General features: G+C 36.0%; 13 protein-coding genes. 12 read left to right on the top strand and 1 reads right to left on the bottom strand.

Translation table 11 applies throughout. The features are described from left to right. Positions 1–118: 118 nt before the first annotated feature. Positions 119–466, bottom strand: coding sequence for a hypothetical protein (locus HCG69_RS06735; RefSeq protein ID WP_221649410.1), 348 nt, complete (start codon positions 464–466; stop codon positions 119–121). 754 nt (positions 467–1,220) lie between these two features. Between HCG69_RS06735 and HCG69_RS06730 the strand changes: the two genes are divergently transcribed. From HCG69_RS06730 to HCG69_RS06675, 12 genes are all read left to right on the top strand, one after another. Beyond that, positions 1,221–1,757: a UpxY family transcription antiterminator gene (locus tag HCG69_RS06730; protein WP_221649409.1), complete on the top strand. Its 537-nt coding sequence runs from the start codon at positions 1,221–1,223 to the stop codon at positions 1,755–1,757. Positions 1,758–1,776: 19 nt separating this feature from the next. Further along, entirely contained in the window at positions 1,777–2,265 is a 489-nt protein-coding gene (locus tag HCG69_RS06725; protein WP_221649408.1) for a UpxZ family transcription anti-terminator antagonist, read from the top strand. 330 nt (positions 2,266–2,595) lie between these two features. Then, entirely contained in the window at positions 2,596–4,056 is a 1,461-nt protein-coding gene (locus HCG69_RS06720; protein WP_221649407.1) for a lipopolysaccharide biosynthesis protein, read from the top strand. A gap of 103 nt (positions 4,057–4,159) precedes the next feature. Further along, entirely contained in the window at positions 4,160–5,689 is a 1,530-nt protein-coding gene (locus HCG69_RS06715; protein WP_221649406.1) for an aldolase catalytic domain-containing protein, read from the top strand. Position 5,690: 1 nt separating this feature from the next. Continuing rightward, a complete protein-coding gene (locus HCG69_RS06710) occupies positions 5,691–6,392 on the top strand; it encodes a cytidylyltransferase domain-containing protein (protein WP_221649405.1) in 702 nt (233 codons plus the stop codon). A gap of 202 nt (positions 6,393–6,594) precedes the next feature. Further along, positions 6,595–7,410 (top strand): 6-hydroxymethylpterin diphosphokinase MptE-like protein, encoded by an 816-nt coding sequence (locus tag HCG69_RS06705; RefSeq protein ID WP_221649404.1) that lies wholly within the window; start codon positions 6,595–6,597, stop codon positions 7,408–7,410. 62 nt (positions 7,411–7,472) lie between these two features. Then, a complete protein-coding gene (wecB, locus tag HCG69_RS06700; protein WP_221649495.1) occupies positions 7,473–8,636 on the top strand; it encodes a non-hydrolyzing UDP-N-acetylglucosamine 2-epimerase in 1,164 nt (387 codons plus the stop codon). A 237-nt stretch (positions 8,637–8,873) separates the two neighbouring features. After that, positions 8,874–9,608, top strand: coding sequence for a glycosyltransferase (locus tag HCG69_RS06695; RefSeq protein ID WP_221649403.1), 735 nt, complete (start codon positions 8,874–8,876; stop codon positions 9,606–9,608). 3 nt (positions 9,609–9,611) lie between these two features. Continuing rightward, positions 9,612–10,586: a glycosyltransferase family 2 protein gene (locus HCG69_RS06690; protein ID WP_221649402.1), complete on the top strand. Its 975-nt coding sequence runs from the start codon at positions 9,612–9,614 to the stop codon at positions 10,584–10,586. Further along, positions 10,587–11,591, top strand: coding sequence for an EpsG family protein (locus tag HCG69_RS06685; RefSeq protein WP_221649401.1), 1,005 nt, complete (start codon positions 10,587–10,589; stop codon positions 11,589–11,591). Between the two features lie 27 nt (positions 11,592–11,618). After that, positions 11,619–12,620 carry a glycosyltransferase gene (locus tag HCG69_RS06680; RefSeq protein WP_221649400.1) on the top strand — a complete coding sequence of 334 codons (1,002 nt, stop codon included), beginning with the start codon at positions 11,619–11,621 and terminating at the stop codon, positions 12,618–12,620. Between the two features lie 17 nt (positions 12,621–12,637). Then, positions 12,638–13,834 carry a glycosyltransferase gene (locus tag HCG69_RS06675; protein ID WP_221649399.1) on the top strand — a complete coding sequence of 399 codons (1,197 nt, stop codon included), beginning with the start codon at positions 12,638–12,640 and terminating at the stop codon, positions 13,832–13,834. The last annotated feature ends 2 nt before the right edge of the window (positions 13,835–13,836 follow it).

Genomic DNA, 13,836 nt, shown 5'->3' with positions numbered 1-13,836 from the left:
TTGTTTGTGCCCAATGTTTGTTTGTCTTGAGCGGTACAAAGGTAAACAGTAGATTTCAAAAAAAAGATTAGACTTTTCCGGTGAAAAAGCCTAATCTTCCAGGGTTGTTTTTAACTTTTTATTTTTTCGGATCGTTGAGTGCCTCTTCCTCCGCTTCGGCTATGTCCCGGATGGATTTATAGATTTCCGCCTCGGCACTTTCTTCTCTCAGATTGCCTTTCCCTTTTGTTTTCGGGAACTTGAAAAACAACGATAATATCCTTGCTATTTTTCTTACATTCTGATTCTTATCCTTTTTTTTCTGTTCATGCGCTTGCCTGGCAAATGCCTCTAAGATGTTCTCTTTCTGATCTTCTATCGGTATCTTTTCCGATAATGCCAGTTTCACGCTTGCAACTAACCGTTCCGTATCTATCTCCGTTCCTTCTGTGATAATAATGAACACTTTGTCCTCTATTACCGTCACTTTTTAAAATTTGTAGTTTTAATCATAAATGTCTAATAATGGTTTTAAAATAAAACATAAATTAATATTTACGATGCGAAATTAATGGTTATTAGCATGGAATACAAGTTTTATGAGAAAAACTTCAATATTTATAAAATATATCCCCGTGTATTAAATAGAGGGTAGGGTACCCTACCCTCTATTTAATACACGGGGATTTTTCTTTTAAAAAAAGAAGAAAATACGCGTCTGTGCGCGTGTAGCACGTGCGTACATTATTATAGAGAAAAGAGTATAAAGAGGGGATAAATCTGGTAAATGCTAATGTGGTGTCGATGAAATTATAAAAGTGTTTCAATAGACGTTCGTTTAATGGCACAAAGTTAAAACGTATATCTGAAATGACAAAATATTCTTATAAATATTTTTTTGTTTTTGAAAGTTAAAGATTCAGATCCTTTATATTCAGCGGTTTATGTAATTGATAAAATTAGTTATTTGATGCATTATTCCGTAAGAATGCTCAGCCGTAAATCTCCCCAAATAGGTGTTTCATTAAACGAACGTCTATTGAAACACTTTTTGCTTTCAACTGACTCGTTTATAGCATTTTATCTGTCAGTTAATGAACAACTACAGAAAACCACTTGGAAAGAGAGATGCAAATATTGCTGTATATTACATGAATGCATCGCAAATGATTGAATATCAATAATATATCAGATATTCAAAGCCCCGGAAGAATACCCTTTTTTGAACTACTCATAGAAAAATGGAAGCGGATAAAGAGACTGAAATCTGGTACGCCATGCGTGCCACCTACCGTAGAGAGCCTGATGCCATGCGACTGTTTGCGAAGGAACATATCGACTGTTTCGTTCCCATGCAATATAAAATAAGCATCAAAAACGGGAAAAAAGTCCGTGTTTTGGTTCCCGTCATCTACAATCTGATTTTTGTTCATGCCTGTCCTTCCGAAGTGAAACGTGTCAAGTCCATGGTCTCTTATTTGCAGTACATCACCGATACCCGAAGTGGTCAGAAGATCATCATCCCCGACAATGAGATGCAACGTTTCATTGCCGTGGCCGGTACTTATCATGAGCAGCTCCTTTACTTCCGTCCTGATGAATTGAATTTGTCCAAAGGCGCTAAAGTCCGTGTCACGGGTGGTGACTTCGAGGGTCAGGAAGGCATTTTTCTGAAAGTGAAGGGTGCCCGTGACCGTCGTCTGGTCATAAAAATCCAGGGTGTCATCGCCGTTGCCATGGCGTCCATCCATCCGGATCTGATAGAAGTAATTAAATAATTCAAATTCCTTAAATAGTATGACTCTTTCCGAAGAAGCCGCCTCTCTTCAGCGCGCTGCGCATGAACTGATGTATTTGGGTATGGACGATAGTCCCATCTATAGTGATGATTTGTCCCGTCGTAACAGTGAGGTTTACCGTTTGACCACCGCTTTGTATAATTCCGGTGCCAAAGGCTCCACCCTTGAAGAACAGGCCCATGTCTGCTTAGCTCTCCTGATGGGTTACAATGCCTCTTTCATCGATTACGGTGAAAAGCAGCAACACATTCAGGAAGTTCTGGACCGTTGTTGGGATCTTCTTGATGCCCTTCCCGCTTCCTTATTGAAGCTCCGTCTGCTAACCGTCTGCTATGGTGAAGTGTTCGATGAGCCTTTGGCGGATGAAGCCCGTGCCATTATCGCGTCGTGGGATTCCGCGTCGCTTACTACTGAAGAGCAGGAAGCCATCACAGAATTTCAGAATGTGGTGGACAATCCTTATCCGTGGGAGTATATTGACGAGTAGAAATTGTCTGCATACTATTTGCTTAAATGATAAAAGCTACATTGCTGCTGAGGCCTCGCAACATGCTACTTTCATTTGGACGAACATATTATTTATGTTTACTAATGATGATTTTGTGATTGTATATTCCTCTGAAATATTTTATATTGCTGTAAGCCAAAGCTAAAAGTGAGTGAATCGTTCTCGACCTTTTTACTTTGTAAAGCAAAAGGTGGCTATATATGAAAAGAGTATTTACATTCAGATTTTACTTTTGTGTCAAATCTTTCTTCTAATAACAAGCGTATAGCTAAGAATACACTGTTCTTGTACGTCAGAATGTTGTTTCTGATGTTTATTTCATTATATACTTCAAGAGTGGTCTTGGACAAATTGGGTGTTGAAGACTTTGGTATATTCAATGTGGTAGGTGGTTTAGCTGCGATGTTCACTTTCTTTAGTTCATCGTTATCTAATGCTACTCAGCGATTCTTAAATATTGAGTTAGGGCAGAATAATTTGAATGGTGCAAAAAATGTATTCAGTCAGTATTTTTTATTCTATTGTATTATAGCAATAGTTGTTATTGTGGCTGCTGAGACTATAGGGCTTTGGTTTGTATGGAATAAGCTTGTTATTCCTCCTGATAGGGTTGTGGCGGCTGTATGTGTATATCAATTCACAGTACTTTCTTTATGTATTACGTTGATTGGCATTGTATTCAATTCCGAGATTGTTGTTCACGAAAATATGCGCATCTACTCTTATATAGGGATATTTGAGGGAGTGGCTAAGTTGGCAGTTGCTTTTTTGATAAGCGTATCACCTTTTGACCGATTAATTGTTTACGGATTGTTGCTGCTGATTACAACGTTGGCTGTTCAAGGTTATTATGCTTATTATGGATTGAAGCATTATGAGGAATGTCAGATTAGGTTTATTTGGGACAGAGTCTTGTTGACGAAAACGTCTTCTATAGTAGGTTGGAATATAGTTTCAACAACTGTATATGCAGTGAATGATTCAGGTATCAATATTCTGTTGAATATCTTCTTTGGTCCTGCAGTGAATGCGGCTCGTGCAGTGTCTTATCAGGTAAGTAGTGCTGTCAATAGTTTTGCGATCAATTTCTTTACTTCTGTTCGTCCTCAGATTTTTAAGTCATATGCCAGTGGAGAACGCGAATATTTGATTAAACTCTTTTTTAATAGTTCTAAATTCTCATTCATGCTGCTTTGGATGTTATGTCTTCCTATTTTCTTTTCTATAGACACCATTTTTCATCTGTGGCTGACAGAAGTACCTGAATATGCTAATGTCTTTACTGTATGGATTTTAGGCTATTCGTTAATAACTGTGTTTAATAATCCGGTTTGGACTATTGCACTTGCGATAGGAGATTTGAAACGATACGTTCCTTATGAAAGCTGTGTGTCTCTTATGGTATTTCCACTTTCATATGTAGCTTTGAGATGGGGCTGTTCTCCAGTGATTGTTTTTGTCATTCTGTTTAGTATAAGGTGTTGTTATATATTAGTAGTACTGACTATTATTAATCGATATATTCATTTCTCAGGTTATAAATATCTTCGGAATGTCATCCTGCCTATAGCTAAGGTGATTTCCATATCTTTACTTATTGCATTCGGATTGAGCAGATTACTACCTGATACATTACCATACACTATATTACTTATCTTTTTGATTGTTTCATCGGTTGTCGTTACTATCTGGATCTTTGGAATTACATATAGTCAAAGGAATTATATCGTTACATTTATAAAATCAAAATTGACTAAAAAGCTTGAGTGAGATTATATATTGTCTTTTTCTTTAATCTGACAATATTCCTGATTTAATAATAATATACTAAAACAGTATTATGTCCATTGTTGATTCTCCTAAAAATGATTTTATGTTTAAGATTTTAGACTGTACTCTCAGGGATGGTGGTTACTACACTAACTGGGATTTTTCATCCGAAGTGGTGAATGCTTATATACAGGCGATGAATAAATTGCCTATTGATTATCTGGAGGTGGGGTATCGAAATAATATAAGTAATGAGTATCTTGGTAAGTTTGGTTATACTCCTGTATCAGTATTGCGGCAGTTGAGAGAGGCTTGTGGCAAGAAGCTGGTGGTGATGCTCAATGAGAAGGGTACTTTGCCTTCTGATCTTGAATACCTTTTGAAACCGATACAGGGCTTGGCAGATATGGTACGCCTTGCCATTGACCCACAGAACTTCGATCGTGCACTGATACTTGCTGAAGCTGTAAAGGCGATGGGATTTGAAGTAGGCTTTAACACTATGTATATGTCGAAGTGGCACGAATATGAAGGTTTTCTTAATAAACTTAATAAGCTTAATGGGGTAGCTGACCTTTTCTGTATGGTCGACTCTTTCGGCGGTGTAACTCCTGATGATATCAAGGATGTTTTTCAAATTGTGAAAGCCAACACCATTTGTCCCATTGGCTTTCATGGACACAATAATCTTCAAATGGGGTTGGTCAACACTTTGACTGCTATTGATTGTGGCGTGAATTATGTAGATGCTACAATTCTTGGTATGGGGCGTGGTGCCGGTAATCTCAATATGGAGTTACTTCTTACCTGTCTCAATAAGCGGGGGCTGGATGTTGATTTCAATGTGTTAGGTGATGCCATCATCGCTTTTCAGCCGCTTTATGATAACCATAAATGGGGAACAACCTTGCCTTATATGCTTTCTGGTGCTAACTCTATTCCACAGAAAGAAGTGATGGAGTGGGTGACCAACCGTGCTTATAGTTTCAATAGTATAGTACGGGCAATTGATAACAAAAAAAATAAGGTGAAGGATAATGCTCGTTATCCGTTACTAAAGACAGATAAAGTATCTAAGGTGCTCATCATTGGTGGTGGCAATACCAGTATAGAGCATCTGGATGCTATTAAAGAGTATATCCGTCTTTATCCTGATATGCCCATTATCTTTGTGACTTCCCGCTACGTCGCTTATTATAATGACGTGTCTAATAAGAAATATTACTGCCTGGTGGGGAATGAGGCGAAGAGATTGGAGCGTAATGTTGTTGAAGAGGACTTTAATGGTACATGTGTGCTTGCCCCTTATCCTCGACTGATGGGAACTGAGGTACCTGTTTATGCTGAAAAATCAACTTTTGAGTTGGAGGAGATAAATTTTACCAATTCCTATCCTGACTCTTGTACTACTGTGGCTTTGCAGACTGCATTATTTCTCGGAGCAACCGAGGTGAATGTTGTAGGTTATGATGGTTATAAGGGTGAAGTATTATCCGAGAAAGAGATGGAGCTTTCCAATGAGAACAAGACTCTTTTTAAAGAATTCGAGAAAAGTAACATGGCAGTGTTACACTCTCTTACACCTTCGCTCTATAAAGAACTTAGTGTAAAATCAATTTATCAATTTTTGTAGTATGGATCAAATTGCATTTTTTTTACCTACTCGAAAAGGTAGTGAGCGAGTGCCCAACAAGAACACTCGTACTTTTGCTGGAATAAAGGGTGGTATTCTTAAGCTTAAACTTCGACAGTTGTTGGATGTAAAGCGCGTCGATTCTATTTATGTATCGACAAATGATGAATCAACTATGGAAATAGCTCATTCATTTAGTGATGATAGAATTAAAGTAATAGAACGTCCTTCTGAGTTATGCTTGTCTTCTACAGTTATAGAAGACTTTATTGACTATATTCCGACAGTTGTTGATGCTGAACATATTTTTTGGGTACATGCTACTGCTCCTTTTGCAGATGTTGATATTCTGAATTCTGCACTTGACAGCTACGAATCAGAAGTCTTGGAAAAGAGGTCTTATGATAGCCTCCTTAGTGTTTCTAAAGTTCAGCAATTCTTATGGTCAAAGAGAAAAAATGACTGTGTGAACCATGATAGAAGCATCGTAAAGTGGCCTCGTACTCAGGATTTGGAACCTCTTTATGAAATTAATCATGCTTTCTATATTAATAGTAAAGAAAACTATTTTAAATTTCATGATCGTATAGGTTCAAAACCGATGCTGTTTGAATTAGACAAAATCCACTCCTTTGATATTGATTGGGAAGATGATTTTGAGTTTGCAGAGATTATTTATAAAGGGATTAATGATATTAAATAAATTGTATATTCCGAAATGATTACTTTATGTTCATTTCTTTTGTACTGTGAGAAGTAACATAAATAAAATGTCATGTTTCTTTCTTATTCTGTCAATGGATTATTATCTGCTATTAAATATATGTATTGAAGTAAATACCTACTATATAAAGTAGAATACTGGTCTGTGATAATATAGATTGTAATCAAATAAATTTACAATTATGAATTTTAAAAGTTATATAGTGAGGTTGAGGCAGATCTTTAGAGAGCATTGGTCGGTGTTCATTTTCAATTTGGGTAATACTTCTTTAGTTAATAGTGAAAAATTAAGTAAGCTGAAAGATGCCTATAAAGGAAAGAGAATATTCATTGTATGTAATGGTCCCAGTTTGATTGCTGCTGACCTTGATAAGATAGCTAGGAGTGGTGATTACTCGTTTGCATCGAATAAAATTGATAAAATATTTAGTCAAACAACTTGGAGACCTACTTTTTATTGTGTTTCAGATGAGACATTTCAATTCTCTTTATTAGAAACGATGCAAAGGATACCGGCTAAAGTGAAGTTTTTTCGTACTGTTAGCTATATGACAACCCGTAGAGCTGGCGGAAACTGTGTGTATATCAATATGAATGGTGATCGTGCTCTATTGAACCATCCGCGTTTTGCCGAAGATTGTAGTAAGGTACTCTATGGGATTGCTACTGTGACTTATGCTATGCTGCAAATTGCTGTTCACATGGGTTTCCGTGAAATTTATATTATTGGCTGTGATAATTCTTATGGCAAGGAAGTAAAGAAGGACGGTACTATAGTGGATAATGGTACTGCTTCTTACTTTGCAGGAAGTGACGAGAAGGATAGGGCTACTGTAGCTGCTACATGGGAAATGAATGTAGCTTATGACTTTGCCCGTCGTTATGCTGATGAACATGGTATAAAGATTTTTAATGCTACTCGGGGAGGATATTTGGATGCCTTTGAACGTATGGATTTTGATTTACTCTTTGATAGTAAGAATCAAGATATAAAATAATCGTTTTCACATTTTATCCTTTACAGTTCTTGATATCCAAAACGAAATATATTATTACTATGATTAAGAAAATAATGCTTGTCTTTGGCACACGTCCCGAAGCAATAAAGATGGCTCCTGTAGTGAAGGAGTTTCAAAAACATTTAGAAACTTTTCAAACAATTGTTTGCGTGACGGGTCAGCATAGAGAGATGCTGGATCAAGTGCTACGTATTTTCGATATTACCCCGCAATATGATCTAAACATAATGAAACAGGGGCAGGATTTGTATGATGTTACCTCAAGGGTATTGTTAGGGATGCGTGATATTCTTAAAGAGGTGAATCCCGATGTTGTCTTGGTGCATGGCGATACCACTACCTCTATGGCGGCTGCGTTAGCTGCTTTTTATCAGCAAATTCCTGTGGGGCATGTGGAAGCGGGATTGCGAACACATGATATTTACAGTCCTTGGCCAGAGGAGATGAATCGACAGATCACAGGACGTATTGCTACCTATAATTTTGCACCTACTTCACTCAGCCGGCAAAATTTGCTGCAGGAAGGGGTAAGTGAAGCAAGAATCAACATAACGGGAAATACGGTAATCGATGCCCTCTATTGGGTACTGAACCGTATCGGTAATGATTACGTGTTGGGTACTGAACTGGAGAAAGTGGTGCTGAAGGCAGGGTATGATATTCGGCGGTTGGAGGGAGGTAGACGGTTAGTACTTATCACTGGTCATCGCCGTGAAAATTTCGGAGATGGATTTATTAGTATGTGTCTGGCCATTAAACATCTCACAGAAACTTATTTGGATGTGGACTTTGTATATCCTATGCATCTCAATCCTCATGTACGAAAGCCGATTCACGAGGTATTCGGTGAGGATTTGTCTGGCTTAGGAAACATGTTTTTCATTGAGCCGCTGGAGTACCTTTCGTTTGTTTATCTGATGGAGAGATCGACGATTGTTCTCACAGATAGTGGTGGTATTCAGGAAGAGGCACCGGGTTTGGGTAAACCTGTACTGGTGATGCGCGATACTACTGAACGTCCTGAAGCGTTGTCTGCAGGTACAGTGAAACTGGTGGGAACCGATTTCAATAAGATTGTAAACGAGGTATCTGTTTTACTTGATGATAATCAGGCTTATGAACGAATGAGTAAAGCTGTAAATCCTTATGGAGATGGTTTTGCTTGCAAAAGAATTGTGGAAACTTTGAATAACTCCAAAATATGATTATCTAACGAAGTACACTTGTTAGCTGTCATATTGTTTATAAAAATGATTGATAACTAATCTTTTACTTACTACACCTCCCCTTATTAAGTTTTCGTGTTGGGAGTTTTCTTGATACTCAGATTAACATTTAATATTTTCATAAATATCCTATTGATACTGGCAGTAATTGTTGTCAGCTCTTTTATTGGGGGTATTGTATTTTAACGTTATAGTTTCTTTTAAAAATAGATAAGTGTGATACCAAAGATAGTCCATTATTGCTGGTTTGGCAGAGGTAAAATGCCAGAATTGGCATTGAAGTGTCTTGAGTCATGGAAGAAACATCTTCCGGACTATGTGATTAAAGAGTGGAATGAGGATAATTTCGATCTGGATGCGTATCCTTATGCCCGTGAAGCATACGACAATCGGAAATTTGCCTTTGTAACTGATATTGTGCGATTATATGCTTTATATCATGAAGGAGGTATTTATATGGATACGGATGTGGAAGTGTTGAAACCTTTGGACACTTTTCTAAAGTATGATGCGGTGTCGGGGTTTGAGTCGAAAACTCAAATCCCAACAGGTTTAATGGCGTGTCGGGAGGGGTATCCTTTATTTAAAGAATTATTGGACGAATATGAGGGTATACACTTCAAACAGACGGATGGAAGTCTGGATTTTACTACAAATGTAGTTCGTATTACTAATGCTTGTTTGAAATACGGTTTGGTTCCGAATAACCGGTTTCAGACGGTGAATGGTTTTACTCTTTTTCCGAAGGAATATTTTTGTCCAAAATCTTATGATGACGGGAAAATCTATCTAACGGAAAATACAGTTGCTATACATCATTTCGCAGGCAGTTGGTTAACACCCAAGCAAAAGATTACAGAAAGAGTTGTAAGAATGATAGGCAATGATAACTTTGCGGTTATAGTCCGTTTGAAAAAAAGTTGTTTTCGTTTTTTGGTAAATAGACTTTAAGATATGATAGTTAATTCTGAATCTGTACTTGTCTCTATTTTGGTACCTGTATATAAGGTGGAAAAGTACATTGAGAAGTGTGCTATGTCTTTATTTGAGCAGACTTACGATAATATAGAGTATGTATTTGTAGATGATTGTTCGCCGGATGATAGTATAGCTTTGCTGGAAAGCACAATGGAACGCTATTCCAAGAGGAAGGAACAAGTGAAGATTGTGAAACATGAGAAGAATATGGGTCTGTCCAATGCGAGAAATACTGCTCTTTTAAGTGCTAATGGTACTTATGTGATGCATGTGGATAGTGATGATTATGTGGATAAGACGATTGTTGAAGTATTGCTCTCAGAAGCATTGAAGGAAGAGGCAGATATTGTTGTTTGTGATTTTGCTTATATTTATGAAGATTATGTTCAAAATACTACATTTTTTGTACCATCTTCTAAAGTTGATTATCTTTCTGCCATTCTTAAGCGTGAGACCACAGTTAATATGGCAGGTCGGTTAATTAGACGAGAGTTGATTATAGAACATGCTATACTGTCAATTCCAGGCTTGTACCATGGAGAGGATTATGCTACTATGCCAAGAATCGTTTATTTTGCTAATAAAATAACGAAGGTGGAGAAGCCTCTGTATTGTTATTTACGATCTGATGAGCATCTGAGGACTCATTTTGTGGATAAGCAGGGATTTCGAGATTTGGTGAAGGCGAATCAGGTTTTAATAGATTTTTTTTCTTCAAAGCCAGATGTTTCATTGTGGCCGTTGGCCGAATGTAAAGCAATGAACAAAATTAATTTGTATTGTTCGGTACGTTATGAACTTTATTCTGAAGTTTCAAAGTTATATCCTGATTTGAATATTTTTGATTTGAATCTCTCTTTCTATCGAAAGCTGTTGTTATATCTTTCAAACATCCATCAATTTCAGCTTTTATTCTATATAATAAGAGTAGTCTCTTATCTGCGGCATTGAATGGAAATATACATCTGTTTAAGTATAATCTTATTGTTTTGTGCTTTATTGGGCTGTAAAAATTTGCTCCTTTATTTACTTATTTATGCAGGGCTTTTTTATATAGGTGCATTTAGGGATTATACAGTAGGGGCTGATACGCTTAGTTATTATAATATATTCAATTATGCTGTGGATAACCCAAATGTACAGTATATGTTAACATTATCTGAACCCTCTTGGGCATTATTAAACCTGTTTGTTGCTACGTGTCAATACGAATATAGGACTATTCTATATATTGGAGTTTTCCTGTCTATAACTCCTGTATTTATACGTGTTTGGAAATCGTGTGATAGGCCTTTTGAAGCTATTCTTTTTTACGTATTACTTTATTTTTATTTTAATTGTTTCAATGGGACTCGGCAGATGATAGCTATTTCATTTGTATTTTATGCCTATGAATATATTTTAAGTAACCATTTGAAGAAGTATTATTGGTTTGTAGTAGTTGCTGCCACTTTTCATTATACAGCTTTGGTTGGTTTATTTGTTCCTGTTTTGAATAAACTTCCTTTATCTAAATACGTTGTTCTGTTGATATTACCACTATCTTACTTTGCAGGTATTTATGTGGTGCCACATTTGATGTCACTCCTTACTGTATTTGGTAAATTTGGACTTTATGCCGTTAGCGAAGGGGCTTCTGGTTCTGCTTCTCGTCTACTTTTGAATATCTTCTTTGTCTTGCTTCTTTTTAGTAACAATAAGAAAGATTTTTATCTCAAGTGTTTCTTTATAGGCATTTTGATTTATAATCTTTTCTGTTCCAATCCTGCTGTAGGGCGTATGGCCCTTTATTTTACTATCTGTCAGTTGTTTATTTATTCCAACTTTGTCTCTGCATATAAAAGTAATATTATTTTTATGAAGGTGGCAATGATAATCTATGGTTTCACTCTTTATTTAACACTCTTAAATGCCAATTCAGGTGGCGTTGTACCTTATGAATTAGGTACTTTTTAATCAAATAATCCTCAATGTACTATATGTATGAAAATTTTTGTAACTAATCTACCTTCATTTTATAAAATAAATCTTTATAATAAAATATGTAAACAAACAGAGATATTTGTAATATATACAGGGCAGGATAGCAATGGGCGTAATACTGATTTTTTCAGTGGGAAAATGAATTTTCCTCATTTTTTTCTGAAAGGAAATTCATTAGTCAAGTCATTTCAATTATTCCGGTTCTTGAAACAGAATCCGTATCAAGAAATCATTGTAGGAGGATGGGATAGTGTGATTATGTGGATTACTGTCTTTCTATTTCCTAAAAGTTATAATTCTATTGTGGTTGAGAGTACTATCAAGGAATCTGGTGTAAGTGGTTTAAAGGCTATATTTAAAAGGGTATTCCTTCAGAGAATATCGAAGGCTTATGTGTCGGGAAAATCTCATGAACAGTTGGTTCGTACTTTGGGATTTGATGGTGTTTCCGTCATTACGAAAGGAGTAGGTTTATTTAATATTATACCTCAGCCATCTTATCAACCCCGTTCAGAAGTGAAACATTTTCTTTTTGTAGGTCGTCTTGTTGCCGTCAAGAATTTGACTTTTTTAATTGAAAAATTCAATAGCTATCCAGAGTTGTCACTGACTATTGTAGGTTTTGGAGTACTGGATGAAGAATTAAAGAGTATAGCTAACAGCAATATTCATTTTGTGGGTGCTATAGATAATAAACTGTTACCTAAATATTATCAGGAAGCGGAGGTGTTTGTTTTACCTTCTTATTCAGAGACCTGGGGAGTGGTGGTTGAAGAGGCCTTAAATAATGGTACTCCTGTACTGTTGAGTAATCAGGTAGGATGTATTGATGAGGTTATCAATGAGGGGAATGGTGTCATCTTCTCTTTGCAACCAGATAACTTTGAAGAGAAGTTGTGTATGATAAGAAATGTTGATTTCTACAATAATTTGAGAAAGAATATTTCGAAGATAGATTATAAATCCATCGAACAGTATCAGGTGTCATGTTATTGTGAGTGATATTTTTTTATTAGTTTATGAAAACTATATTACAAATTAATACTGTTCTCAACAAAGGATCTGTAGGGCGTATTGTACAAGGTATAGGTGAAGTGTTACAGGATAATGGTTGGGAGAGCTATATTGCTTATGCTAGATATGGCAGAAGCGATAACTTTCGTTTGATTAAAATTGGTAATCAGGTAGGTGTATATTCTCATGTATTAGGAACTCGTTTGACTGACAGGCATGGTTTATATTCAACAAAAGCTACATTGAATTTGATAAAGCAGATAAGTTCAATCAATCCTGATGTTATTCATATCCATAATTTACATGGTTACTATATTAATTATCGGGTATTGTTTCAATATTTATCTAAAATTAATATCCCGATTGTATGGACGCTACATGATTGTTGGCCTTTTACTGGACACTGCGTCTATTTTGATACTTGTCGTTGTGATAAATGGAAAGTATGCTGCAAGGATTGTCCTCAGATAAATACCTACCCTAAAGCGTTTATTGATAGAGCCGAGCAAAACTTCTTGGATAAGAAAAAGGCTTTTACTTTACCTGATAAAATTCTTTTTGTTCCTGTTTCGGAATGGTTGAATGAACTACTGAAGGAGTCTTTTCTAAAAAAATATCCATCTGTTGTTATACGGAATGGTATTAATATTGAGAGCTTTATTCCAAATCCAAATTTACACTTTAATGAGCTAGAAGGAAAGTTTATTATTTTAGGTGTAGCCAATGTGTGGGAAAAGCGGAAGGGATTTCTTGATTTCATAAAATTAGCTCACTTTTTATCAGATGATTTTGTAATAATATTGATAGGCTTGAATAAAAAGCAAATGAGGAAATGTCCTCCCAATATAATAGGTATTTCGCATACTGGAAGTATCTCGGAGTTAGCTTCGTACTATAATCGAGCTGATGTTTTTCTTAATCTTACTTATGAAGATAATTATCCTACTACAAATCTTGAATCTATAGTTTGTGGAACCCCTGTTATCACTTATAATACAGGCGGTTCTCCGGAATCTATTTTTCCAAATAATGGATATGTAGTTGATAAAGGTGATATCAATGCTGTTCTTAGATGTATTGATAAAATTCGAAATGGAGAAATGGAAGAAAAATCAGTTCTTATAAATTATGCAAAGAATCATTTTAATCAAAATATCTGCTTTCGAGAATATTTAAAAATATACGAAAGTTTAATAGGTTAACT

Origin of the sequence: Bacteroides sp. K03 (genome assembly GCF_019734355.1) — a bacterium.
Lineage (GTDB): Bacteria > Bacteroidota > Bacteroidia > Bacteroidales > Bacteroidaceae > Bacteroides > Bacteroides nordii.
The sequence above is the reverse complement of the archived record's forward strand: the minus strand, read 5'-3'. Positions and strand labels throughout refer to the sequence as shown.

Coding starts and splice junctions, on each gene's coding strand:
- HCG69_RS06685 (WP_221649401.1), top strand. CDS start 10,587: ATGGAAATATACATCTGTTTAAGTATAATCTTATTGTTTTGTGCTTTA.
- HCG69_RS06725 (WP_221649408.1), top strand. CDS start 1,777: ATGACTCTTTCCGAAGAAGCCGCCTCTCTTCAGCGCGCTGCGCATGAA.
- HCG69_RS06710 (WP_221649405.1), top strand. CDS start 5,691: ATGGATCAAATTGCATTTTTTTTACCTACTCGAAAAGGTAGTGAGCGA.
- HCG69_RS06675 (WP_221649399.1), top strand. CDS start 12,638: ATGAAAACTATATTACAAATTAATACTGTTCTCAACAAAGGATCTGTA.
- HCG69_RS06705 (WP_221649404.1), top strand. CDS start 6,595: ATGAATTTTAAAAGTTATATAGTGAGGTTGAGGCAGATCTTTAGAGAG.
- HCG69_RS06720 (WP_221649407.1), top strand. CDS start 2,596: ATGTTTATTTCATTATATACTTCAAGAGTGGTCTTGGACAAATTGGGT.
- HCG69_RS06680 (WP_221649400.1), top strand. CDS start 11,619: ATGAAAATTTTTGTAACTAATCTACCTTCATTTTATAAAATAAATCTT.
- HCG69_RS06690 (WP_221649402.1), top strand. CDS start 9,612: ATGATAGTTAATTCTGAATCTGTACTTGTCTCTATTTTGGTACCTGTA.
- HCG69_RS06730 (WP_221649409.1), top strand. CDS start 1,221: ATGGAAGCGGATAAAGAGACTGAAATCTGGTACGCCATGCGTGCCACC.
- HCG69_RS06715 (WP_221649406.1), top strand. CDS start 4,160: ATGTTTAAGATTTTAGACTGTACTCTCAGGGATGGTGGTTACTACACT.